22 protein-coding genes are annotated in these 22,505 nt (G+C 69.2%); 10 read left to right on the plus strand and 12 right to left on the minus strand.

All coding sequences use genetic code 11. The features are described 5' to 3' along the window. Window positions 1-2: 2 nt before the first annotated feature. A complete protein-coding gene (locus AC099J_RS01200; RefSeq protein ID WP_479613367.1) occupies window positions 3-1,187 on the minus strand; it encodes a benzoate/H(+) symporter BenE family transporter in 1,185 nt (394 codons plus the stop codon). A gap of 100 nt (window positions 1,188-1,287) precedes the next feature. Here AC099J_RS01200 and AC099J_RS01205 point away from each other — a divergent pair, with 100 nt between their 5' ends. The 4 genes from AC099J_RS01205 to AC099J_RS01220 all read left to right on the plus strand — a co-directional run bounded on the left by AC099J_RS01205 (window position 1,288) and on the right by AC099J_RS01220 (window position 3,968). Then, window positions 1,288-2,403 carry a zinc-binding dehydrogenase gene (locus AC099J_RS01205; protein WP_479613368.1) on the plus strand — a complete coding sequence of 372 codons (1,116 nt, stop codon included), beginning with the start codon at window positions 1,288-1,290 and terminating at the stop codon, window positions 2,401-2,403. Window positions 2,404-2,474: 71 nt separating this feature from the next. Beyond that, complete coding sequence (locus tag AC099J_RS01210) at window positions 2,475-2,969, plus strand: helix-turn-helix domain-containing protein (protein WP_479613369.1); 495 nt, start codon at window positions 2,475-2,477, stop codon at window positions 2,967-2,969. Window positions 2,970-3,000: 31 nt separating this feature from the next. Continuing rightward, window positions 3,001-3,666 (plus strand): nucleotidyl transferase AbiEii/AbiGii toxin family protein, encoded by a 666-nt coding sequence (locus tag AC099J_RS01215; RefSeq protein WP_479613370.1) that lies wholly within the window; start codon window positions 3,001-3,003, stop codon window positions 3,664-3,666. Window positions 3,667-3,698: 32 nt separating this feature from the next. Then, window positions 3,699-3,968, plus strand: a complete 270-nt coding sequence (locus AC099J_RS01220) for a DUF3297 family protein (protein WP_479613371.1) — start codon at window positions 3,699-3,701, stop codon at window positions 3,966-3,968. Window positions 3,969-4,010: 42 nt separating this feature from the next. Here the strand turns inward: AC099J_RS01220 and AC099J_RS01225 are convergent, their stop codons facing one another. Next, entirely contained in the window at window positions 4,011-4,769 is a 759-nt protein-coding gene (locus AC099J_RS01225; RefSeq protein ID WP_479613372.1) for a DeoR/GlpR family DNA-binding transcription regulator, read from the minus strand. A 99-nt stretch (window positions 4,770-4,868) separates the two neighbouring features. On the opposite strand from AC099J_RS01225, the gene AC099J_RS01230 reads away from it, so the two are divergent. The 3 genes from AC099J_RS01230 to AC099J_RS01240 all read left to right on the plus strand — a co-directional run bounded on the left by AC099J_RS01230 (window position 4,869) and on the right by AC099J_RS01240 (window position 6,427). Then, on the plus strand, window positions 4,869-5,285 hold the full coding sequence (locus AC099J_RS01230; RefSeq protein ID WP_479613373.1) for a DUF4406 domain-containing protein: 417 nt from the start codon (window positions 4,869-4,871) through the stop codon (window positions 5,283-5,285). An 11-nt stretch (window positions 5,286-5,296) separates the two neighbouring features. Continuing rightward, the gene (locus AC099J_RS01235; RefSeq protein ID WP_479613816.1) at window positions 5,297-5,890 is read left to right on the plus strand and encodes an NUDIX domain-containing protein; all 594 of its coding nucleotides are present in this window, start codon (window positions 5,297-5,299) and stop codon (window positions 5,888-5,890) included. 222 nt (window positions 5,891-6,112) lie between these two features. Next, window positions 6,113-6,427: a hypothetical protein gene (locus AC099J_RS01240; RefSeq protein WP_479613374.1), complete on the plus strand. Its 315-nt coding sequence runs from the start codon at window positions 6,113-6,115 to the stop codon at window positions 6,425-6,427. Window positions 6,428-6,487: 60 nt separating this feature from the next. On the opposite strand, the gene kdpE is transcribed toward AC099J_RS01240, so the two are convergent. The 9 genes from kdpE to gshA form a co-directional block, all read right to left on the minus strand. Then, window positions 6,488-7,195: a two-component system response regulator KdpE gene (gene kdpE / locus AC099J_RS01245; RefSeq protein WP_479613375.1), complete on the minus strand. Its 708-nt coding sequence runs from the start codon at window positions 7,193-7,195 to the stop codon at window positions 6,488-6,490. Next, window positions 7,192-9,867, minus strand: coding sequence for a DUF4118 domain-containing protein (locus AC099J_RS01250; RefSeq protein WP_479613376.1), 2,676 nt, complete (start codon window positions 9,865-9,867; stop codon window positions 7,192-7,194). The genes kdpE and AC099J_RS01250 overlap by 4 nt, the downstream gene beginning before the upstream one ends. A gap of 13 nt (window positions 9,868-9,880) precedes the next feature. Next, window positions 9,881-10,003 (minus strand): hypothetical protein, encoded by a 123-nt coding sequence (locus AC099J_RS01255; RefSeq protein ID WP_479613377.1) that lies wholly within the window; start codon window positions 10,001-10,003, stop codon window positions 9,881-9,883. 7 nt (window positions 10,004-10,010) lie between these two features. After that, entirely contained in the window at window positions 10,011-10,586 is a 576-nt protein-coding gene (kdpC, locus tag AC099J_RS01260; RefSeq protein ID WP_479613378.1) for a potassium-transporting ATPase subunit KdpC, read from the minus strand. Between the two features lie 13 nt (window positions 10,587-10,599). Continuing rightward, the gene (gene kdpB / locus AC099J_RS01265; protein WP_479613379.1) at window positions 10,600-12,681 is read right to left on the minus strand and encodes a potassium-transporting ATPase subunit KdpB; all 2,082 of its coding nucleotides are present in this window, start codon (window positions 12,679-12,681) and stop codon (window positions 10,600-10,602) included. Between the two features lie 8 nt (window positions 12,682-12,689). Next, a complete protein-coding gene (kdpA, locus tag AC099J_RS01270; RefSeq protein ID WP_479613380.1) occupies window positions 12,690-14,390 on the minus strand; it encodes a potassium-transporting ATPase subunit KdpA in 1,701 nt (566 codons plus the stop codon). 4 nt (window positions 14,391-14,394) lie between these two features. Continuing rightward, entirely contained in the window at window positions 14,395-14,493 is a 99-nt protein-coding gene (kdpF, locus tag AC099J_RS01275; protein ID WP_479613381.1) for a K(+)-transporting ATPase subunit F, read from the minus strand. 250 nt (window positions 14,494-14,743) lie between these two features. After that, the gene (locus AC099J_RS01280) at window positions 14,744-16,615 is read right to left on the minus strand and encodes a potassium transporter Kup (RefSeq protein ID WP_479613382.1); all 1,872 of its coding nucleotides are present in this window, start codon (window positions 16,613-16,615) and stop codon (window positions 14,744-14,746) included. Window positions 16,616-16,766: 151 nt separating this feature from the next. Further along, on the minus strand, window positions 16,767-18,059 hold the full coding sequence (gene gshA / locus AC099J_RS01285; RefSeq protein ID WP_479613383.1) for a glutamate--cysteine ligase: 1,293 nt from the start codon (window positions 18,057-18,059) through the stop codon (window positions 16,767-16,769). 169 nt (window positions 18,060-18,228) lie between these two features. Between gshA and AC099J_RS01290 the strand changes: the two genes are divergently transcribed. The 3 genes from AC099J_RS01290 (at window position 18,229) to AC099J_RS01300 (ending at window position 21,072) form a co-directional block, all read left to right on the plus strand. Beyond that, window positions 18,229-18,816 carry a TetR/AcrR family transcriptional regulator gene (locus AC099J_RS01290; RefSeq protein WP_479613384.1) on the plus strand — a complete coding sequence of 196 codons (588 nt, stop codon included), beginning with the start codon at window positions 18,229-18,231 and terminating at the stop codon, window positions 18,814-18,816. Between the two features lie 97 nt (window positions 18,817-18,913). After that, window positions 18,914-19,618 (plus strand): SDR family oxidoreductase, encoded by a 705-nt coding sequence (locus AC099J_RS01295; protein ID WP_479613385.1) that lies wholly within the window; start codon window positions 18,914-18,916, stop codon window positions 19,616-19,618. A gap of 11 nt (window positions 19,619-19,629) precedes the next feature. Beyond that, a complete protein-coding gene (locus AC099J_RS01300) occupies window positions 19,630-21,072 on the plus strand; it encodes an MATE family efflux transporter (protein ID WP_479613386.1) in 1,443 nt (480 codons plus the stop codon). Here the strand turns inward: AC099J_RS01300 and AC099J_RS01305 are convergent. Then, entirely contained in the window at window positions 21,035-22,501 is a 1,467-nt protein-coding gene (locus tag AC099J_RS01305) for a TrkH family potassium uptake protein (protein WP_479613387.1), read from the minus strand. The two genes, AC099J_RS01300 and AC099J_RS01305, sit on opposite strands and share 38 nt — an antisense overlap. Window positions 22,502-22,505 lie beyond the last annotated feature (4 nt).

Consider the following 22,505-nt stretch of genomic DNA (forward strand, 5'->3'; position numbering starts at 1 on the left):
GGTCATGGCCTGGGCGTTCGGGAAGGGCCGTACTGTTGCACAAACAGCGCCACGGCGCCGGCCACCACGCCCCAGAAGGCCGAGCCGATGCCGGCGATCACCACACCGCTGAGCGTGACGAGGAAGGTGATCAGCGCCGCTTCGCGATGTTTCTCGTCGTGCATGGCCATGGCCAGCCCGTTGCCGATGGTGCCCAGCAGCGCCAGCCCGGCGATGGCCGCCACCAGCTCGCGCGGAAAGGCCGTCAGCAGCCCGGTGACGGTGGCGCCGAAGATGCCGATCAGCACATACAACAGCCCGCAGCTGACGGCGGCCGTGTAGCGCTTGTCCGGATCTTCATGCGCCTCGCGGCCCATGCAGATGGCGGCCGTGATGGCCGAAAGGTTCAGTGCGAACGCGCCGAACGGCGCCAGCACCAGCGTGGCCAGGCCGCTCATGGTGATCAGCGGCGAGATCGGCATGCGCCCATAGCCCGAGGCGCGGATCGCCGCCACGCCCGGCAGGTTCTGCGACGCCATGGTCACGACGAACAGCGGAACCGCCAGGCTGATGGCCGCCTGCCAGCTGAACTGCGGCATCACGAACACCGGCACCGCCAGCGCGAACTGCACGCCCGACCAGGCCAGCTCACCGCGCAGCGCGCAGTAGACGATGGCCGCCAGCAGCGTCAACGGCACGGCGTAGCGCGGCAGCAGGCGCCGGCCCAGCAGGTACACGCCCAGCATCAGCAGCACCAGGCCCAGCGCGGTCTTGGCGGCCAGGAACGCCTCCAGCCCGAAGCGGGCCAGCACGCCGGCCAGCAGCGCCGAAGCAATCGCCATCGGGATGCGGTTCATGACGCGTTCGAACCAGCCCGTCATGCCGGCCAGGGCGATGGCGGCGGCGCACAGCATGAAGGCGCCCACCGCATGGCCCATGCCATAGCCCGCACCGGCCACGGCCAGCACGGCGGCGCCCGGTGTGCTCCAGGCGATCATGACCGGCATGCGCAGGATCAGCGAGGGGATGGCCGTGGCGAGGCCCATGCCCAGGCCCAGCGCCCACATCCACGAGCTGATGATCTCGGGCGTGGCGCCAAAGGCCAGCGCGGCCTGGAACACGATGGCCACCGAGCTCGTGAAGCCGACCAGGACGGCGACGAAACCAGCCGTGAACGCTGGCAGGCTCAGGTCTTTGAGGAACCGCATGGCGCGCGATTGTGCCCGCCGGCCCGGGGCGAATCGGGCGTTTCTATACTGCCCCGAACCCGTCTGAACGTCCAACTGAAAGCCCGCCATGCCCTTGCCCATGTCCTTGCAATTGCGCTCCCTGATCCGCCCCGATGCCGTGCTGGAACTCTCGCTCGCCGAGGTGCCCGTGCCCGAGCCCACGCACGAGGAGGACGTCATCGTGCGCATGGAAGCCGCGCCGCTGAACCCGTCGGATCTGGGCCTGCTGTTCGGCGGCGCCGACATGCGCACGGCGCAGGCCTCGGGCACGGCCGAGCGGCCCGTCATCACGGCCACCGTGCCGCCTGCCGCCATGGCGGCGATGGCCGCCCGGTTGGGCCAATCCATGCCCGTGGGCAACGAGGGCGCGGGCACGGTTGTGGCGGCCGGCACGTCCGCCGCCGCGCAGGCGCTGATGGGCAAGAAGGTCGCCCTCATCGGCGGCGCCATGTACAGCGAATACCGCGCCATGCCGGCCGCGCAGTGCCTGCCCTTGCCCGAGGGCACGACAGCCGCGCAGGGCGCCTCGTGCTTCGTGAACCCGCTGACCTCGCTCGGCATGGTGGAGACCATGCGGCGCGAGGGTCACAGCGCGCTGGTGCACACGGCGGCGGCCTCCAACCTGGGCCAGATGCTGAACAAGATCTGCCTGAAGGACGGCGTGGGTCTGGTCAACATCGTGCGCAAGCCCGAGCAGGCCGCGCTGCTGCGCAGCCTGGGCGCGCAGCATGTGGTGGACAGCCAGTCACCCGATTTCATGGCCGAGCTGACCGACGCCATTGCCGCCACCGGCGCCACGCTGGCCTTCGACGCCATCGGCGGCGGCCAGCTGGCCGGCCAGATCCTCGTCGCCATGGAAGCGGCCATCGCACGCAAGGCGGCCGAGTACAGCCGCTACGGCTCGGCCACGCACAAACAGGTCTACGTCTACGGCAGCTTGGACCGCAGCCCCATCGAACTGGCGCGCGGCTTCGGCATGGCCTGGAGCGTGGGCGGCTGGCTGCTGTTCCCCTTCCTGCAGAAGGTCGGCGCGCACCGCGTGCAGGAGCTGAAATCCCGCGTGGCTGCCGAGCTGACCACCACCTTCGCCAGCCACTACACGCGCGAGGTCACGATGGCGCAGGCGCTGACGCTGGAGGCCATTGGCGTGTATGGCAAACAGGCGACGGGGGAGAAGGTGTTGATGCGGCTCTGAGAGTAGTAGAGCAGCAAAAGTGTTTCTCAAAATTGACAAATTGGACGTTTTGTAAATAATGAGAATCACAAATGCCCGCTTCTGCTCCGCCCTCGACATTGCAGGCGACCGACGCTCTCGTCGCCATGGGCGCCGCCGTGCGCCAGCGGCGCAAGGCACTGGGCCTCAGCGCGGTGGCCACGGCAGAAGCTGCGGGCATCTCGCGGCCGACGCTGCACCGCATCGAGAAGGGCGAGCCTTCGGTCACGCTCGGCGCGGCTTGGCAGGTGTTGACGGTGCTGGGTCTTGCGGCTGCAGTGCAGACGCGCGACGCGACGGCCGCGCATGCGCCCTCGCGCACCGGCTGGCTGCCGGCGCGCATCCACATCGCCGACTACCCCTGGCTGCAGCAGCTCGCGTGGCAGGTGCATGGCCCCCAGGTGCTGACACCGCGCGAGGCACTGGGCATCTATGAACGCAATGCCCGCCATCTGGACAGTGCGACGTTGGGCGCGGACGAACGCGACCTGATCGACGCCTTGCGCCTGGCCCTGGGCGATGCGCCTGTGGGGCAGCCCGTTGTTTGAGCGGCCGCACCACCAGCGAATTGCGCGGGTCTTGCAATCGCTCGATGGTGCGGCGTTGCGAGAACGGCAGTGCCTGTTCGGTGGCGGCACGGCCATCGCGCTGTGCTGCGGCGAATACCGCGAGTCGGTGGACATCGATTTCCTGGTGAGCGACCTCGCCGCGTACCGCCAGTTGCGGCAGGCGCTGACCGGTGGGCAAGGCCTGTCGGCCATCACCCGGGCGCAGTCTGTGCCGCTCGTGCAGGCCGGTGAGCTGCGGGCCGACCAGTACGGCATCCGTACGCGCATCGTGGCGGACGGGCAGCCGATCAAGATGGAGATCGTGTTCGAGGCCCGCATCACGCTCGATACACCGGGCAAGGCCGATGTGCTGTGTGGCGTGCCCACGCTGACGCGCCTGGACATGGCGACGAGCAAGCTGCTGGCGAACTCCGACCGCTGGCCAGATGACGGCGTGTTCAGCCGCGACCTGATCGACCTGGCCATGCTGCAGCCCAGGCTGCCGCTGCTGCGCCAGGCCGTCGCCAAGGCGGAAGGGGCGTACGGTGCGTCCATCCGCCGTGACCTGCTGCGCGCCATCGAGCGCATGCAGGCGCGCACCGGTTGGCTGGAGCGCTGCATGCAGATGATGGCAGTGGCCGGCACGCAGGCGCAGGTGTGGCAACGGGTGCGCGCGTTGCGGCGCGTGCTGGTGTGAGCGTGCCGCGACTCGCGGTCTAATCACGCCCCATGAACGCAGAAATTTCCCCCCGCCCGCCGCTGCCCGACCACCTGTCCGTCGACCCGCGCAGCCCGCACCATGTGGCCGCCGTGTTCCAGCACGACATCGGCATCCGCTTCAACGACAAGGAGCGCTCCGATGTCGAGGAATACTGCCTGAGCGAAGGCTGGATCAAGGTGGCCGCCGGCAAGACCGTGGACCGCAAGGGCAAGCCGCTGCTGATCAAGTTGAAGGGCAAGGTCGAGGCCTTCTACCGAGACGCCGACACGCCCACCTGACGCCGACGCAGGGCAGGCGCGCACGCTGCCAGTGCGGCGCCCTCAGCCCGCCTTGCGCACCTCGACCCCGCCCGCCCGCAAGGCCCGCAGCGTGCGCGCAGTCGTGGCCTTCGGCACCACCAGCATGCTCAGCGCCTGCAGCGGCGCCACGACGAAGGCCGAGGCGGCCATCAGTTTTTCCGCCGAGGCCAGCACCACCGTCTCGGCCGCACGCTCGTGCAGCGCGCGCTTCACGGCGGCCTCTTCGGCGTCGCCCGTGCTGAGCCCGGCCTCGGGGTGCACGCCTGTGACGCCCATGAAGTAGACATCGGCGCGCAGGCGCGAGGCGCCGTCGATCACGGCCGCCCCCACGTTGACCATGGAGTGCCGGAACAGCCTGCCCCCCAGCATGATGATCTCCACATGCGGATGCGCGGCCAACTCCACGGCCACGTTGGGGCTGTGCGTGACGAAGGTGGCGCGCAGCGCGCGGTCCAGGTGCCGCGCGATCTGGATGGCCGTGGTGCCACCATCGAGGATGACGACCTGGCCCGGCTGCACCATGGCTGCGCCGCAGCGCCCCAGCGCGGCCTTGTCCTGCGGGGACACCTGCTCGCGCACACGCAGGTCGCCCACGGCCGCCGACGCCGGCAGCGCGCCGCCGTGCACGCGCTGCAACTGGCCGGCCTGGGCCAGTTCGCGCAGGTCACGGCGGATCGTGTCCTCCGAGATGCCGAGTTCGTGCGCCAGGTCCTTGGCGACGATCTGGCCCTGCGCGGCGAGGCGCGTAAGGAGGAGCTTTTTGCGCTGGACGGTCAACATGATGCTGTCGTTGGGGCGGTGTCGTGGTGCGGGATTCTCGCTTGCACTTGCAGGCGGTGGCTCTTATGATTGCACGAAGTTGCACGAAACTACGCAAATATGCCTACAACCGATTCCATCCTGCACGACCTCGCGAAGCCATTGCTGGTGCTCATTGCCGGCCCCTACATGTCGGGCACCGACGGCGACCCCAAAAAGGTCGCCGCCAACCGCGCGCGCCTGGAGAGCTTTGCCCTGCCCGTGTATGCCAGAGGCCATGTGCCGATGGTGAGCGAGTGGGTCGCGCTGCCAATCATCCATGCGGCGGGCGGCCGCGCGCATGGCGATGCGGTGTTCGACGCCTACCAGTACCCAGTCGCCCACCGGCTGCTGGCGCGCTGCGACGCCGTGCTGCGCATCCCGGGCGCCTCGCGCGGGGCCGACCAGGACGTGGCCCGCGCCCGGGCGCTTGGCCTGCCGGTGGTCTTCGATGTCCAGGAACTGCCACTGCGCATGGACACGGGAGCACGGTCGTGAGCGGCGCGGCGGTGCTGGCGGCGAACGCGCGCGTGCGCGTGGTCGAGGAGCGCGTGCTGTCGGACGATTGGTTCCTGCTGAAGAAGACGCTGTTCGACTACCAGCGCCGCGATGGCCAGTGGCAGCGCCAGTCGCGCGAGACCTATGACCGTGGCAACGGGGCCGTGCTCTTGTTGTTCAACGCCGCGCGTGGCACGGTGGTGTTGACGCGGCAGTTCCGCTTTCCGGCGTACGTCAACGGCTGCTCGGACGGCCTGTTGATCGAGGCCTGCGCCGGCCTGCTCGACGGCGATGATCCGCAGGCCTGCATCCGCCGCGAGGCGCAGGAGGAAACGGGCTTCGCCGTGCGCACGCCGCGCAGGCTGTTCGAGGCCTACATGAGTCCTGGCTCGGTGACAGAGAAGCTGCACTTCTTCGTCGCCGAATACGAGGACAGCGACCGTGTCGGCCCCGGTGGCGGTGACATCGCCGAGGGCGAAGACATCGAGGTGATGGAGATCCCGTTGGCCGTCGCTCTGGAGATGATCACGGCAGGCGCCATCGCCGACGGCAAGACCATCATGCTGCTGCAGCATGCCGCGTTGCTGGGGCTGAACCGGCTGTAGGTTGACCACCGAGCAATGGGCCGCACCCGTGGTGAGCCGCAGCACTGTTGCCAGATCCGAAACGGTCAGTTCGGCCACGGGCTATTTTTCTTTGGTGCTCCAACTTCTACAGTTCATCCCATCGATGAGCCGTATCCAAGTAGACGACTCACCGAGGCTGGACGAGACGGGCAAGTGGCCCGCCCTGCCCGGATTTGTCAACATGCATCGAAGGAAATCACCATGAACAAGCTCTTCACCACCGCCCTCATCGCCGCTGCCGCATTTGCCGCCGCTCCCAGTTTTGCAGCCGACAACGCCAGCGGCGAAGTGGGCTACGTGCCGGCTGCGCCGGTGGCCTCGGTCAGCACGCTGAGCCGCTCTGCCGTGCAGGCCGAGTATCTGCAGGCCCAGCGCAACGACGCGCTGCCTGAAGTGGGCGAAGGCGCCGACATCGGTGCTGTGGCCTCGGCCAAGAGCAACCTGACGCGCGACGCTGTGCGCGCCGAAGCGGTCTATGCCGTGCGTCACGGTCAGCTGGTGGGCGGCGAAGTCTGAGCGTCAGGCGCTCACGCTGCATGAAGGGCTCGCGCCGCAAGGCGCGGGCCTTTTTTGCCTTCAGGTGACCAGCCGGTAACCCACGGCGGTCTCGGTCAGCAAATGCCGCGGCTGCGCCGGGTCCACCTCCAGCTTGGCGCGCAACTGGCCCATGTACACGCGCAGGTAGTGGTTGTGTTCCACGTGGCTGGGCCCCCAGACCTCGCGCAGCAACTGGCGCTGCGTCAGTACGCGGCCGGGCTGCGCTGCCAGCACGGTCAGCAGGCGGTATTCGGTCGGCGTGAGATGCACCTCCTGCCCTGCGCGCCGCACGACGCGGGCCGCGCGGTCCAGCTCGACCACCCCCTCACCTTCGCCATATCGCAACAGCGCCTCATCGACCCCGTCGCCAGCCGGCGCGCGGGGCCGGCGCAGGTTGGCGCGCACGCGGGCCAGCAGCTCGCCGGTGCCGAAGGGCTTGGTCAGGTAGTCGTCGACGCCGGCGTCCAGCGCGGCGATCTTGTCGGCCTCGTCGCTGCGGGCCGACAGCACGATGATGGGCACGGCCGACCAGCCACGCACATCGCGGATCAGCGCCAGGCCGTCGCCATCGGGCAGGCCCAGGTCCAGCACCAGCAGATCGGGCTGGCGCGTGCCAGCCGCCGCCAGCCCCTCGCGCTGCGTGCCGGCCTCGTGCACCTGCCAGCCCTCCGCCTCCAGCGCGCTGCGCACGAAGCGGCGGATCTGCGGCTCGTCCTCGATGACGATGGCAACGGGCATGGGTTTCATGCAGGGAGCGCCGGTGGTTCGCGGCGTGGCAGGGTGATGCGGAATTCTGCGCCACCGCCCGGCGCATCGTGGGCGCTGATCTCGCCGCCATGCGCCTGCACGATGGCCTTGCAGATCGCCAGGCCCAGGCCCACCCCGGGCGTGGCGGATTCGGGCTGGCCGCGCGTGAACTTGTCGAACAGCTGGTGCGCGCGGCCGTGCAGTGCTGGCGGCAGGCCGGGGCCATGGTCGCGCACGCTGAGCTGCAGGGCTTGCGGCAAGGCCTGCGCGGCCACCAGGAAGGGCGGCGCGCCATAGCGCACGGCGTTTTCCAGCAGGTTCACCAGCACGCGCTCCATCAGCACGGCGTCGCACTCCACCAGTGGCAAGTCGGCCGGCAGCGCAGTGTGCACGGACGCACCGCGCAGGGCCGGCTGCGCCGCGCGGATGGCTGCGCCCACGAGTTCTTCGATCGACTGCCAATCGCGCCGCAGGTGCATGTCGCTCTCCAGCCGCGCCATGTCCAGCAGATTGCTGACCAGCGCGTGCAGCGCGTGGGCCTGGGCCACGATGGCATCGGCGGCCGGGCCTTGCTCGGCGACGGGCAGGCCGCGCAGCGACTCGGCCAGCGCGATCAGCGCCGTCAGCGGCGTGCGTACGTCGTGCGACAGGGCATTGAGCAGCGCGTTGCGCAGGCGTTCGGATTCGATGTCGAGCACCGCCTGCTGCGCCACCTCGACGTAGTGCACGCGCTCGATGGCGATCGCGATCTGCCGCGCCAGCGTGTCCAGCTGCTGTGCCTGCTCCGGGATCAACAGCCAGCGTGGCTGGGCCGGGCGCAGCGCCAGCACGCCGCGCACGCGCATCGGCGCCTTCAGCGGGACGTAGTGCCAGGGCTGGGCCGCCAGCGTCCCTGTCGTCAGGCCGGCTGGCTGTGCCTGGCGCCAGGTCCAGTCCGCCACGCTGGCATCGAAGCCTGCAGGTGGTTCGGGCGGCAGCACCAGTTGCTCGGCCGCATTGGCCACCAGCACCAGCGCCTCGCCGCCGAAGTGGCGCTGCACGGCGGCGGCGCCCAGGGCCGCGACCTGGCTGCTCTGCAGCGCGGCAGACAGCTCACGCGTCAGCTCGAACAACGACTGCGCACGGCGCTCGCGGCTGGCCGACACGCGGGCCGCAAAGCGCAGGCCGGCCGTCAGCTGGCCCACCAGCAGACCCACGCCCAGCATGACGGCAAAGGTCAGCAGGTACTGCACATCGCTGACCGCGAAGGACAGCTGCGGCGCGACGAAGAAGAAGTCGAAGACCAACACATTCAACGCTGCGCCGAAAGCTGCCGGCCCGCGGCCGAAGCGCCAGGCCACGCCGACCACGCCGAGCAGGAACAGCATGACGATGTTGCTCAGCTCCAGCCGGCCTGCCAGCGGCGCTGCCAGCAGCGTCACGGCCACGCAGGCGGCGGCTGCCCAGGCGTAGCCGGGCCAGCGCGCAGCGGCGGGGTCGGCCTCATCGGTCGGCACCGGCGTGCGCGCCAGGCGCCGCGCGCTGGCGGTGTGGGCCACGCTGACGAGGTCCAGCGCCGGTGCCGCGCGCGCAAGTCGTTCTGCCAGTGGCCTGGCCAGCGGCGAGCGCCAGCGCGCTGCCGTGCTGCGGCCAATCAGCAACGTGGCGCAGTTGAGCCGCTGCGCCTGGGCCGCAAGTTCGGCCGCGACGTCCTGGCCGGTGCAAACGGCGGTCTCGGCGCCCAACTCCTCGGCCAGGCGCAGCACGGCCAGGATGCGGTCGCGCTGCGCGGCCGGCAGGCGGGCCAGCGCCGGTGTCTCCACATAGGCGGCATGCCAGCGCACGTTGAGCTGGCCGGCCAGGCGCGCGCAAGCGCGCACGGTCTGCGCCGCGCCTTCACCGGGGCCGACGGCGGCCAGGATGGCGCCCGAGGTGTTCCAGGCGGCCGGTGGTACGCCGGACTGCTCCACACGCCAGTCGCGCACGTCGTCTTCCACATGTTCGGCCGTGCGGCGCAGGGCGATCTCACGCAGCGCGATCAGGTTGCCCTTGCGAAAGAAGTGCTGCGCGGCGCGCTCGGCCTGCTGGGGCAGGAAGACCTTGCCGGCCGCCAGCCGCGCCGCGAGTTCGTCGGGCGTGGCGTCGACCAGCACCACTTCGTCGGCGTCGTCGAGCACGCTGTCGGGCACGGTCTCGTGCACGCGGATACCGGTGATGGCGCCCACTGTGCCGTTCAGGCTTTCCAGGTGCTGCACGTTCAGCGCGGACCAGACCTCGATGCCGGCGGCCAGCAGTTCCTCGACATCCTGCCAGCGCTTGGCATGGCGCGATCCGGGGGCGTTGTGGTGCGCCAGCTCGTCGACCAGCAGCACCTCGGGCCGGCGCGCCAGTGCGGCGTCCAGATCGAACTCGCGCAGCGCATTGCCACGGTGCGGCACGCTGCGCAGGGGCAAGGCTGGCAGGCCGGTGACCAGCGCCGCCGTCTCGCTGCGCCCATGGGTTTCGACCACGCCGATCACCACGTCACGGCCCGCCGCCAGGGCGCCCTGCGCGGCGGTGAGCATGGCCCAGGTCTTGCCGACACCGGCGTTGGCCCCGAAGTAGATGCGCAAGCGCCCGCGCTGGCCGCGCGCTGCGTCAGCGTGCAGCTGTGCCAGCAGCACATCGGGATCGGGGCGGACGGGGTCGGTCATCGAGCGCCGCAGGTTAGCGCAGCGGCGGCCGGCGGCCGCGCCGACGCCGCTCGCCATGCCGCACGATCAGCCAGGCGCAGGCCAGGGGCATGAACAGGGCGGCCAGCGCCAACAGGAACTCGGGCAGTTCGGCCATGGCGTGCTCAGCGGGCTGCGGCGTCCAGCGCCAGGTTCAACGCCAGCACGTTCACGCGCGCCTCGCCCAGCAGGCCCCACAACGGCGCCTCGGTGTGCTGGGCGACCAACTGCTCGACACGCTCGGGCGCCAGGCCGCGCAGGCGTGCCACGCGTGGCACCTGCCAGCGCGCGGCGGCAGGGCTGATGTGCGGGTCCAGCCCGCTGGCCGAGGTGGTGACCAGATCCAGCGGCACGGTGGCCTGGTTGCCGGGGTCGGCCGCGCGCAGCGCCGCCACGCGGGCCTGCACGGCATCGACCAGTGCCGGGTTCAACGGCCCGAGATTGGCGCCGCCCGACGCCATCGCGTTGTATGGCGTGGGGGCCGTGGCCGAGGGCCGGCCCCAGAAGTAGCGTGGTTCGCTGAAGTGCTGGCCGATCAGTGCCGAGCCGACGGGCTTGCCGTCCTTCAGCACCACGCTGCCGTTGGCCTGCTGCGGGAACAGGGCCTGCGCCGCGCCGGTGACGGCCAGCGGGTACACGAACCCGGTGATCGCGCTCAGCAGCACGAACAGCACCAGGGCGGGGCGAATGATTGTGGTCATGGTGGGTGGGCTTTCAAACAAGGCCGACAGCGGCCAGTACGAGGTCGATCAGCTTGATGCCGACAAAGGGCACGAGCAGCCCGCCCAGGCCGTAGATGGCCAGGTTGCGTCGCAGCAGCGCGGCCGCACCGACGGGCCGAAAGCGCACGCCGCGCAGCGCCAGCGGGATCAGGAACACGATCACCAGCGCGTTGAACACCACCGCCGACAGGATGGCCGAGTTGGGGCTGGCCAGCCGCATCAGGTTCAGCGCGGCCAGTTGCGGGTAGGTGCCGACGAAGATGGCCGGCAGGATCGCGAAGTACTTGGCCACATCGTTGGCGATGCTGAAGGTGGTCAGCGCGCCGCGCGTCATCAAGAGGGCCTTGCCGGTCTCCACCACCTCCAGCAGCTTGGTGGGGTCGGAGTCCAGGTCGACCATGTTGGCGGCCTCCTTGGCGGCCTGGGTGCCGCTGCCCATGGCCACGGCCACATCGGCCTGGGCCAGCGCGGGTGCGTCGTTGGTGCCGTCGCCGGTCATGGCCACCAGCTTGCCGCCGGCCTGCTCGGCGCGGATCAGGCGCAGCTTGTCCTCGGGCGTGGCCTCGGCGAGGAAGTCGTCGACACCGGCCTCGGCCGCGATGGCGGCGGCCGTGAGCTTGTTGTCGCCGGTGATCATCACGGTGCGGATGCCCATGCGGCGCAGCTCGGCGAAGCGCTCGCGGATGCCGGTCTTGACGATGTCCTTCAGCTCGACGATGCCCAGCACGCGCGCACCTTCGGCCACGGCCAGCGGCGTGCTGCCACGGCGCGCCACCTCGTCTGCGGCACGCGCCACTTCCGGCGGCAGCTGGCCACCCAGCGATTCGACATGGCGGCGCAGTGCTTCCACGGCACCCTTGCGCAGGGCCGTGCCGTCCGGCAGGTCGACGCCGCTCATGCGCGTCTGCGCCGTGAAGGCCACGGGCTGCGCGCCATCGATTGCGCCCTCGACGGCCTGCTCGACTGCGCCGCCATCGATGCGCTGTCGCTGCGCCAGCACCACGATGCTGCGCCCCTCGGGCGTTTCATCGGCCAGCGAGGCCAGCAGCGCGCCACGCGCCAGCCGCATGGCGGTGATGCCCGGCGCCGGCAGAAGCGCAGAAGCCTGGCGGTTGCCGTGCGTGATGGTGCCGGTCTTGTCCAGCAGCAGTACGTCCACATCGCCCGCGGCCTCGACCGCGCGGCCCGAGGTGGCGATCACATTGGCCCGCAGCATGCGGCTCATGCCGGCCACGCCCACTGCCGACAGCAGCCCCCCGATGGTGGTGGGGATGAGGCAGACGAGCAGGGCGACCAGAGCGGTCAGCGACACCACTGTGCCGGCGCCGGCGGCCTGCACGCTGAACTGCGAGAACGGCAGCAGCGTGACGGTGACGACGAGGAACACGATGGTCAGCGCCACCAGCAGGATGGTCAGCGCCGTCTCGTTGGGTGTCTTGCGGCGCTGGGCTCCCTCGACCATGCCGATCATGCGGTCCAGAAACGACTCGCCGGGGTTCACGGTGATGCGCACCACCAGCCAGTCCGACAGCACCCGCGTGCCGCCGGTCACCGAAGAGAAGTCGCCGCCGGATTCGCGCACCACGGGGGCCGATTCGCCGGTGATGGCGCTCTCGTCGACCGAGGCCACGCCTTCGATCACCTCCCCATCCAGCGGCACGGTGTCGCCAGCCTCGACCAGCACCACGTCGCCCAGGCGCAGGTTGCTGGCCTGCTCGGGCGTGAAGCCGCTGCCGTGGCGCGGCGCGGCCAGTTTCTTGGCCCAGGTGTCGCGCTTGAGGCCTCGCAGCGATGCGGCTTGCGCCTTGCTGCGGCCTTCGGCCAGCGCCTCGGCGAAGTTGGCGAACAGCACCGTGAACCACAACCACAGGGCCACGGCCAGCACGAAGCCGGCGTCGGCCGCGCCCGGTGCCTGCAGCCACAGCAGCGTGGTCGCAATGCTGCCCACGTAGACGATGAACATCACCGGGTTGCGCCATTGCACGCGCGGGCTCAGTTTGGAGAGGGCGCCGGCCAGCGCCGGCTTCAGCAGCGCGCCGTCGAAGAGCGTTGACGACTTGTGGTGGTTGGACATGACGGTTCTCACTTCCACAGCATCAGGTGTTCGACCACCGGCCCGAGCGCCAGCGCCGGCACGTAGTTGAGCAGCCCCACCAGCAGCACCGTGCCGATCAGGAGGCCCACGAAGAGTGGCCCGTGCGTCGGCATGGTGCCGGCCGTCACCGGCAATCGCTGCTTGTTGGCCAGCGCACCGGCCAGGGCCAGCACCGGCACGATCACGCCGAAGCGGCCCAGCCACATGGCCACCCCAAGCAGCGCGTTGTAGACGGGCGTGTTGGCCGACAGGCCGGCAAAAGCGCTGCCGTTGTTGTTGGCGGCCGAGCTCAGCGCGTACAGGATCTCCGAGAAGCCGTGCGCGCCGGGGTTGGCGATGCCGGCGCGGCCAGCCTCTGTGGCCACGGCCAGCGCCGTGCCCAGCAGCACCAGCAGCGGCGTGACGAGGATGGCCAGCGCGATCAGCTTCATCTCGCGCACCTCGATCTTCTTGCCCAGGTATTCCGGTGTGCGGCCGATCATCAGCCCCGCGATGAACACCGCCAGCACGGCGAACACCAGCATGCCGTACAGGCCCGAGCCGACGCCGCCGAACACCACCTCGCCCAGCTGCATCAGCACCATCGGCACCATGCCACCCAGCGGCGTGAAGGCGTCATGCATGGCGATGACGGCGCCGCACGATGCGGCCGTGGTGATGACGGCGAACAGCGCCGAGGTGGCGACGCCGAAGCGCAGTTCCTTGCCCTCCAGATTGCCGGCCGCGGGGTCAGTTCCGAGCGCGGCCAGCAGCGGGTTGCCCGCCGCTTCGGCCCACGTCGTCACCACGACGGCGGCCACGAACAGCGCCGTCATCGCCGCCAGCAGCGCCCAGCCCTGGCGGATGTCGCCGACCACGCGGCCGAACGCGAAGCACAGCGCCGCCGGAACCCAGAAGATCGCCAGCATCTGCACCAGGTTGGCCAGTGCCGTGGGGTTCTCGAACGGGTGCGCCGAGTTGGCGTTGAAGAAGCCGCCGCCGTTGGTGCCCAGCATCTTGATCGCCTCCTGTGAGGCGACCGGGCCGATGGCGATGGTCTGCGTGGCCGCGCCCTGCAGCGTCTGCACCTCGATGCTGGCGGCCAGGCTCTGCACCACGCTCTGGCCGACGAAGAACAGCGCCAGCACGCACGACAGCGGCAGCAGCAGCCATAGCGTGACGCGCAGCAGATCGACCCAGAAGTTGCCGACGCCGTGGCCGACTGCCTCACCGCGCGCGGCGAAGCCCCGCACCAGCGCAAAGGCCACGGCGATGCCGGTGGCGGCCGACAAGAAGTTCTGCACGGTGAGGCCCAGCATCTGCGTCAGATGGCCCATCGTGGACTCGCCTGCGTAGCCCTGCCAGTTGGTGTTGCTGACAAAGCTGATGGCGGTGTTGAAGGCCGAGTCGGGCGAGACGGCTGGCATGGCCGCAGGGTTCAGCGGCAGCGCGCCCTGCAGGCGTTGCAGCGCGTACAGCGCCAGCGCCCCAGTCAGGTTGAAAGCCAGCACGGCGAGCGCGTAGCCGCGCCACTGCATCGAGGTTTCGCGCTGCACGCCGGCCATGCGCAGCAGCGGTGTTTCCGCGCGCTGCAGCCAGGCAGGCAACCGGCCCTCGCACAGTGCGGCCAGCCAGCGGCCCAGGGGCCAGGCCGCCAGGCCCAGCAACAGCAGATACAGGCCCAGCAGGGCCCAAGCGTGCGAGTTCATGGCCTCAGAACTCCTCGGCGCAGATCAGCGCGTAGACGAGGTAGGCCAGCAGCAGCACAGCAATGAGGCCGGCCAGGCCGTAGAGGGCTTCGAGCGCGATCACGGCTGCGGCTCCTGTGCCCGATCGAGCTTTGACAGGCCAAAGGCCAGCTCCGCCACGGCCACCCACAGCAGCCCGATGGCGCCAATCCAGACGAAATCCATGCATCACTCCTGCAATCGAAAACACGATGCAGGCAGTGTGCGAACGCACGCCTCAGGACGGTGTAGAGACTCGCGCGGGCGGTATCAGGAAAGTGTCAAGGCGGCCGCCCGCATGCACGGGCGCGCGGGGCGGGCAGGCGCCTGGATGCTCAGATCTCAACCTTGGAGCCCAGCTCCACCACCGCGTTGTTCGGCAGGTTCAGAAACTGCGCCGCCGCGCTGGCGTTCAGGTGCATCTGCGCGAACAGCTTTTCGCGCCAGGGCGCCATGCCGCCGCCCAGCGTGGGCACGACCAGGTCGCGCGAGAGGAAGTAGCTGGTCGTCATCGGCTCCATCTCGCAGCCGCGCGTGCGCATCTGTTGCAGGGCGCGCGGCAGGTCGGGGTCGTTCTTGAAGCCGTAGTGCAGCACCACCTGCCAGCAGTCGTGGCCCAGCGCGTCGATCTGCAGGCGCTTGTCCATGCCGATCCACGGCCGCTCGTGGCTGCGCACGGTGACGAAGATGTTGCGCTCGTGCAGCACCTTGTTGTGCTTGAGGTTGTGCAGCAGCGCATTGGGCACGCTGCCGGGCTCGGCGGTCAGGAACACAGCCGTGCCGTCCACGCGGGCGGGCGGGCTGACGAACACCGATTCGAGAAAGCTCTTGAGGTCGATGGCGTCGGCGCGCAGCGCATCGTTCATCAGGCGCCGGCCGTCGTGCCAGGTGATCATCAGCGTGAATACCAGGCCGCCGATGAACAGCGGGAACCAGCCGCCGTCGAACAGCTTCATCAGGTTCGATGCCCAGAACGCGAAGTCGATCAGGAAGAACACGCCGGTGGCCATCACGCACAACCACAGCGGGTACTTCCAGCCGTGGCGGATGACGAAGAAGGTCAGAACCGTGGTGATCAGCATGTCGGTGCACACGGCGATGCCGTAGGCCGCCGCCAGATTGCTGGACGACTTGAACATCACCACCGCCAGCACGATCGCCAGGAACAGGCCCCAGTTCACGAACGGCATGTAGATCTGGCCGGCCGACTTCACGCTGGTGTGCTGGATCTGCAGGCGCGGCAGGTAGCCCAGTTGGATGACCTGCTTGGTGACCGAGAACGCGCCGGTGATCAGCGCCTGTGAGGCAATCACCGCGGCCATGGTGGCCAGGCCCACCAGCGGCAGCAGCGCCCATTCCGGCGCCATCATGAAGAACGGGTTCTTGACGGCTTCCGGGTTGGTCAACAGCAGCGCGCCCTGGCCGAAGTAGTTCAGCGTCAGGCACGGCATCACCACGGCGAACCAGGCCAGCCGGATGGGCCGCTTGCCAAAGTGGCCCAGGTCGGCGTAGAGCGCCTCGGCCCCGGTCACGCACAGCACCACGGCGCCCAGGATGATGAAGCTGGTGCCCGGGTTGTTCCACAGAAAGCGCAGCGCGTGGTGCGGGCTCAGCGCGCCCAGAATCTCGGGGTGGTGCCAGATGTGCGAGATGCCGAGCAGCGCGATGGCGATGAACCAGACCAGCGTGAGCGGCCCGAACAACTTGCCGATGCCGGCCGTGCCGCGCTTTTGCACGAAGAACAGCACGAAGAGAATCACCAGCGTCAGCGGGATCACCGCCTTGCGGAACGCCGGCGAGACCACCTCCAGCCCTTCGACCGCGGACAGCACCGAGATCGCCGGTGTGATGACGCCGTCGCCGTAGAACAAACAGGTGCCGAAGATGCCCACCAGCAGCAGCACCTGGCGCAGTTTGGGCTTGTCTTTGACCGACTGCGAGGCCAGCGCCAGCATGGCGACCAGGCCGCCTTCACCGCCGTTGTCGGCGCGCAGCACCAGCACCACGTACTTGAGCGAGACGATGACCGTCAGCGTCCAGAACAGGATCGACAGCACGCCGTAGATGTTGGCGTGTGTGAATGGCACATGGCCGGTGTGGAAGACTTCCTTGACCGCGTACAGGACGCTGGTGCCGATGTCGCCGTAGACGACCCCGATGGCGCTCAGGGTCAGCGCCGGGAGGTTAGAGGATTTGGAGCTTTGCACTGGCACGCGTCTCACCGCCTGCGGGCGGGCGACAACGCCGTTTTTGTGGGAAGGTCATTGTGCGCCGCGGCCCCTGGCTTGCAAGCAGCGCACGGCCGTGCATGGACCTCATGTTGCGATGCAGCAACTACGTACTGCACGCAAGCCCGTGTCAATACACTTCTGCGTCCGGGTCCGTGGCTTCCAGTTCGTAACTGGCCGCGACCATGGCCAATCGGCCGACCACGCCGTACATGTAGAAGCGGTTCGGGGCGCTGGCACCTGGCTTGACGCCTGGCTGAGGTAAGTGCGTACTCTCGGCAAACGCCAATGGCACGAAGCGGCTGCCCGGGGCGTTGAGGTTCTCGTCGACGCCACGGTCGGCATGCACGCGGTAGAAGCCGCCGACCACGTAGCGGTCCATCATGTAGACCACCGGCTCGGCCACGGCGTCGTTCATGCGTTCGGCCGTCAGCACGCCTTCCTGGATGATCACGTCCAGCGCCAACTGGCCATCCTTGGCGGCGGCCATCCGGTCGCGCGTCTTGGCGGTCAGCGCGTCGAGGTCTGCCACGTCGCGCACGGTCATGATGCCCATGCCCTGCGAGCCGTTGTCGGCCTTCACGACGACGAAGGGCTTTTCGTTGATGCCGTATTCCTTGTACTTGCGGCGGATCTTGCCGAGCAGCGCGTCCACATTGGTCTGCAGGCAATCCAGGCCAGCGCCGTGCTGAAAGTCGACCTCGCCGCACTTGCTGAACATCGGGTTGATCAGCCAGGGGTCGATGCCCAGCAGCTTGCCGAAGCGCTTGGCCAGTTCCTCGTAGCTCTGGAAATGCCGGCTCTTGCGCCGCACCGACCAGCCCGCGTGCAGCGGCGGCAGCAGATACTGCTCGTGCAGCTCTTCCAGGATGCCCGGCGCGCCGGCGGACAGGTCGTTGTTCATCAGGATCGTGCAGGGGTCGAAGTTCTTCAGCCCCAGCCGGCGCTTGTTGCGCACCACCGGCTCGAGCGTGACCGCTTCACCATTGGGCAGGGCGATGGTCGTGGACTCCTTGATGTCCGGGTCGACCGAGCCGATGCGCACGTTCAGCCCGGCCATGTGGAAGATGCGTTGCAGCTGCGCGACGTTCGCCAGGTAGAAGCTGTTGCGGTTGTGGTTCTCGGGGATCAACAGCAGGTTCTTGGCCTCGGGGCAGATCTTCTCGATCGCGGCCATGGCGGACTGCACCGCCAGCGGCAGCATGGCCGACGTCAGGTTGTTCCAGCCGCCCGGGTACAGGTTGGTGTCCACCGGCGCCAGCTTGAAGCCGGCATTGCGGATGTCCACTGAGCAGTAGAACGGGGGCGTGTGCTCCATCCATTCCAGGCGGAACCAGCGTTCGATGGCTGGCGTGGAATCGAGGATGCGCTGTTCGAGTTCGTTGATCGGGCCGTTGAGCGCTGTGACGAGATGCGGAACCATGCGGTAGGCCCTTGGCTATTGATGGAGCGAATTCTAGGAGGCTGTCGAGCATGCCCCAGCCGGCAGCCTCCTAGCGATATAGGGTGTCGGCCCTGGAAAAGCAAGCAGCCAACGCCGCATTCGGCAAGTTCATATGACGACCGTCATATTTTGTGCTACTGTTCGCCCCATGGACACAGCACCCAGCCGCAAGCAGATCACGCACGAGCGCATCGTCGAGAACGCGGCGCGGGTCATGCGGCAATCCGGCTTCTGGGGGGTGGGCGTGGCCGACATCATGAAGCAGTCGGGCCTGACGCACGGCGGCTTCTACGCGCACTTCGCTTCACGCGATGCTCTCCTGTGCGAGGCCATCGCCCACGCCGGGCAAGACAGCGCGGCGCGCATGGCCAAAGGCCTGGCGCTGCGCCAGTCGCGCGGCGCCAGCCCCATCCGTGCGCTGGTGGAGCAGTATTTGTCGGACGCGCATCTGGCCACGCCCGAGCGTGGGTGCCCCGTCGCCGCGCTGGCATCCGAAATGCCGCGCCAGGCGCCCGATGTGGCCGAGGCCGCCGCACTGCGCGTGCGGGCGCTGATGGCCACCGTGACGCAGGCGCTGCCCGCCATTGCGGCAGCCGACGCCGGCGCCGTGGCGGGCCAACTGGTGGGCGCCCTGCAGCTGGCGCGCGCGCTGGGCGACAACGCCGAAGGCCGCGCGCTGCTGGCCGAGACCCGGCGCCTGCTGCTGGCGCAGTACGACCACGGTGCGCCACATTGACCCGCATGGCGCAGCCGCACGCATTTGCAGGTCCTGCAATATGACGTTCATCATGTCAGCAAGCCGGCCAGCCGGCACCAACCCCAAGGAGCACTTCATGCAACTCGACAACGCCACCGTCCTCATCACCGGCGCCAACCGCGGCATCGGCCTGGCCTTCGCCCGCGAGGCACTGGCCCGCGGCGCCCGCAAGGTCTACGCCGGTGCGCGCGACCCGGCCAGCGTCACACTGCCCGGCGTCGAAGCGATCCGGCTCGATGTCACCAATCCCGAGGATGTCGCCGCCGCCGCACAGCGCTGCGGCGACCTCACGCTGCTGGTCAACAACGCAGGCATGGCGACCTTCGGCGGCTTTCTGGACAGCAGCATCGAGGCCGTGCGCGCGCAGTACGAGACCAACGTGATCGGCCCGATGCTGCTGTGCCGCGCCTTCGCGCCGGTGCTCGCGGCGAACGGGGGCGGCGCCATCCTGAATGTGCTCTCGGTCGCCGCCTGGATCAGCTCACCGCAACTGGCGGTCTACGGCTCGACCAAGGCCGCCGCGTGGTCGCTGACCAATGGTTTGCGCCACGAGCTGCGCGCGCAGGGCACGCAGGTGCTGGGCCTGCACATGGGCCTGGTCGACACCGATCTCACGCGCGGCATCGACAGCCCCAAGTCCACGCCCGAGGCCATCGTGCGCCAGGCTTTCGACGCGCTGCAGGCCGGCGCCGAGGAGGTGCTGGGCGACGAGGGTACGCGGCTGGTCAAGCAGGGCCTGTCGGCCCATCCCGGCGTGTACCTGGTGCCCGTCGAGCGCTGAGCGGGGGCCCCATGACCGCCGCCACTGCCGCCCCCATGGCGCGGCCCGCAAGCCACGCGCAGCAGGCGCCCAACGCGCGCACACAGCAGATGCTGCACGCGCCGCTGCTGCCCACGCTGCTGCGCCTGGCCACGCCCAATGTCATCGGCCTGTTCGCGATGACGATCATGATCGGCTATGACGGCTACATCCTCGGCCTGCTGGGGCCGGATGCATTGGCCGGCGTGGCGCTGGTGCTGCCGCTGTCCATGCTGATGATGCAGATGTCGGCCGGCGGCATCGGCGGGGCGACGACGGCGGCCGTGGCACGCGCGCTGGGCGCAGGCCGCAGCGAGGATGCGAACCGGCTGGCGCAGCACGCGCTGCTGGTGGCCCTGGTCATGGCGGCGTTGTTTATGGGCGCGCTGCTGCTGTTCGGCCGCACGGTCTATGGCGCGATGGGCGGGCGCGGCGCCGCGCTAGAAGCCGCGCTGGCCTATTCGAACGTGATCTTCGGCGGGGCCGCTGCCATCTGGGCCATCAACGTGCTGGCCGGCATCGTGCGTGGGAGCGGCAACATGCTGCTGCCCTCGCTGGGCCTGCTGGCCACCACCCTGGTGCACCTGCTGCTGTGCCCGCTGCTGGTGTTCGGCTGGGGCCCGGTGCCGGCCCTGGGCATTGCCGGCGCGGCCTGGAGCACGCTGGCCGTCAACATCGGCGCGGCGCTGGTGCTGGCTGTGCACCTGCTGCGGCGCCACGGCGCGGTGCGCCTGCAGGGCGCGCCCTGGCGCTTCAGCAAGAGCCTGCTGCAGGGCATCCTGCGCGTGGGCCTGCCGGCGTCGATGAGCCCGGTGATCAGCAATGCCTCGATTGCCGTGGCCACGGCTGTGGTCGGCAGCTACGGTACGGCGGCGCTGGCCGGGTATGGCGTGGCGGCGCGTCTCGAATACATCCTGGTGCCGATCGCGTTCGGCTTCGGCACCGCATTGACCACCATGGTGGCCACCAACATGGGCGCAGGCCAGGCGGCGCGCGCGTTGCGCGTGAGCTGGATCGGTGGCGCGCTGGTGGCGGCGATCACCGGCGCTATCGGCCTCACCGTGGCCGTCTTTCCTGCGCTGTGGATGAACCTGTTCACCGCCGACGCCACCATCCGCGACTTGGGCGCCAGCTACCTGCGCATCGTGGGCGGCGGCTACGGCCTGTTCGGTCTGGGGCTGGCGCTGTTCTTCGCCTCGCAGGGCGCAGGCCGCATGTTCTGGCCGCTGGCCGGCAGCCTGGCGCGGCTGGTGGTGGTGGCGGTCGGTGGCTGGCTCTGTGTGTCGGTGCTGCAGGCGCCGGCCACGGCGTTCTATGGCGTGGTGGCGCTGAGCCTGGCGGTGTATGCGGCCGTGATCGGTGGGGCGATCTGGCTGGGCAGCTGGGAGGCTGCGCCGCTCAGCGCCGCCAGAACGACGGCGTCAGCAAGGCCATGAAGCTCAGCAGCTCCAGCCGCCCCATCAGCATCGCCAGCGTGCAGACCCAGATCTGAAAATCCGTCAGCACGGCGAACGAGGAAGTGGGCCCGACGATGCCCAGCCCCGGCCCCATGCAGTTGACGCTGGCGATGACGGCGCTGAACGCGGTGACCGGGTCCAGGTCGGTCAGCAGCAGCACCATTGACAGCACGATCACCGTGGCGCCATACAGCAGCATGAAGGCGAGCACGGCGAAGATCACCGGCGCGTCGACCACCGCATGGCCCAGCTTCACCGGCTGCACCGCGCGCGGGTGCACCAGGCGGCGCATCTCGCGCCGCGCCTGCTGCAGCAGGATCAGCATGCGGACCATCTTGATGCCGCCGCCGGTGGAACCAGCGCTGGTCGCCACGCCCGACAGCAGCAGCATGAAGATGGGCAGGAACACCGGCCACAGCAGATAGTCCTGCGAAGCGTAGCCGGTGGTGGTGGCGATCGAGACCACGTTGAACATGCCATGGCGCAGGGCGTCCAGCGGCGGGTAGACGCCCTTGGCCCACAGCAACGCGGCCGCCAGCAGCCCGCCCCCGATCAGCACGGCCAGCGTGGCGCGCAGTTCGGGGTCGCGCAGCGCGACGCGCGCATTGCCTTTGCGCGCAGCGCTGAAATACAGCGCGAAGTTGCAGCTGGCGAACAGCATGAAGAGCACGCAGATGGCTTCGAGCAGCGGCGACTGGTAGTAGCCGAAGCTGGTGTCGTGTGGCGACAGGCCGCCCAGGCTCACGGTGGTGAACATGTGCATGATGGCCTCCATCGGCGGCATGCCTGCCACCCAGTAGGCCATCGCGCAGGCAATCGACAGCGTGGCGTACACCCCCCACAGGCCCTTGGCCGTCTCGGCAATACGCGGCGTGAGCTTGCTGTCTTTGATCGGGCCGGCGGCCTCGGCCCGAAACAGCTGCGCGCCACCCACCCCCAGCAGCGGCAGCACCGCCACCGCGAGGATCAGGATGCCCATGCCACCCACCCACTGCAGGAAGCATCGCCACAGGTTGAGCGACACCGGCAGTGTGTTGAGCTGCGACAGCACGGTGCCGCCGGAAGTGGTCAGCCCCGAGACGGCCTCGAAGTACGCGTACGTGAAGGTGATCGGCCGGCCGATCTGTTGCAGTGCCAGCATGATCGGCACGGCCGCCAACAGCGGCATCAGCACCCAGGCCAGCGTCACCAGCATGACGCCATGGCGTGGCTGCAGTTCGCGTTTGAAGCGCCGCATGCCACCCCACAGCAGCCCGCCGACCACCAGTGTGATCAGCATGGACGCCACGTAGGCGTCGGTCACGCCATCCTGCGCGACCCAGGAGACGCCCATCGGCAAAGCCATGGCCAGCGCCATGAAGCTGAGCATGACGCCCAGCACACGCAGGACGGGAAATACGTCGCGCATGCCG

This window comes from Rhodoferax sp. RT4P68 (genome assembly GCF_056521305.1).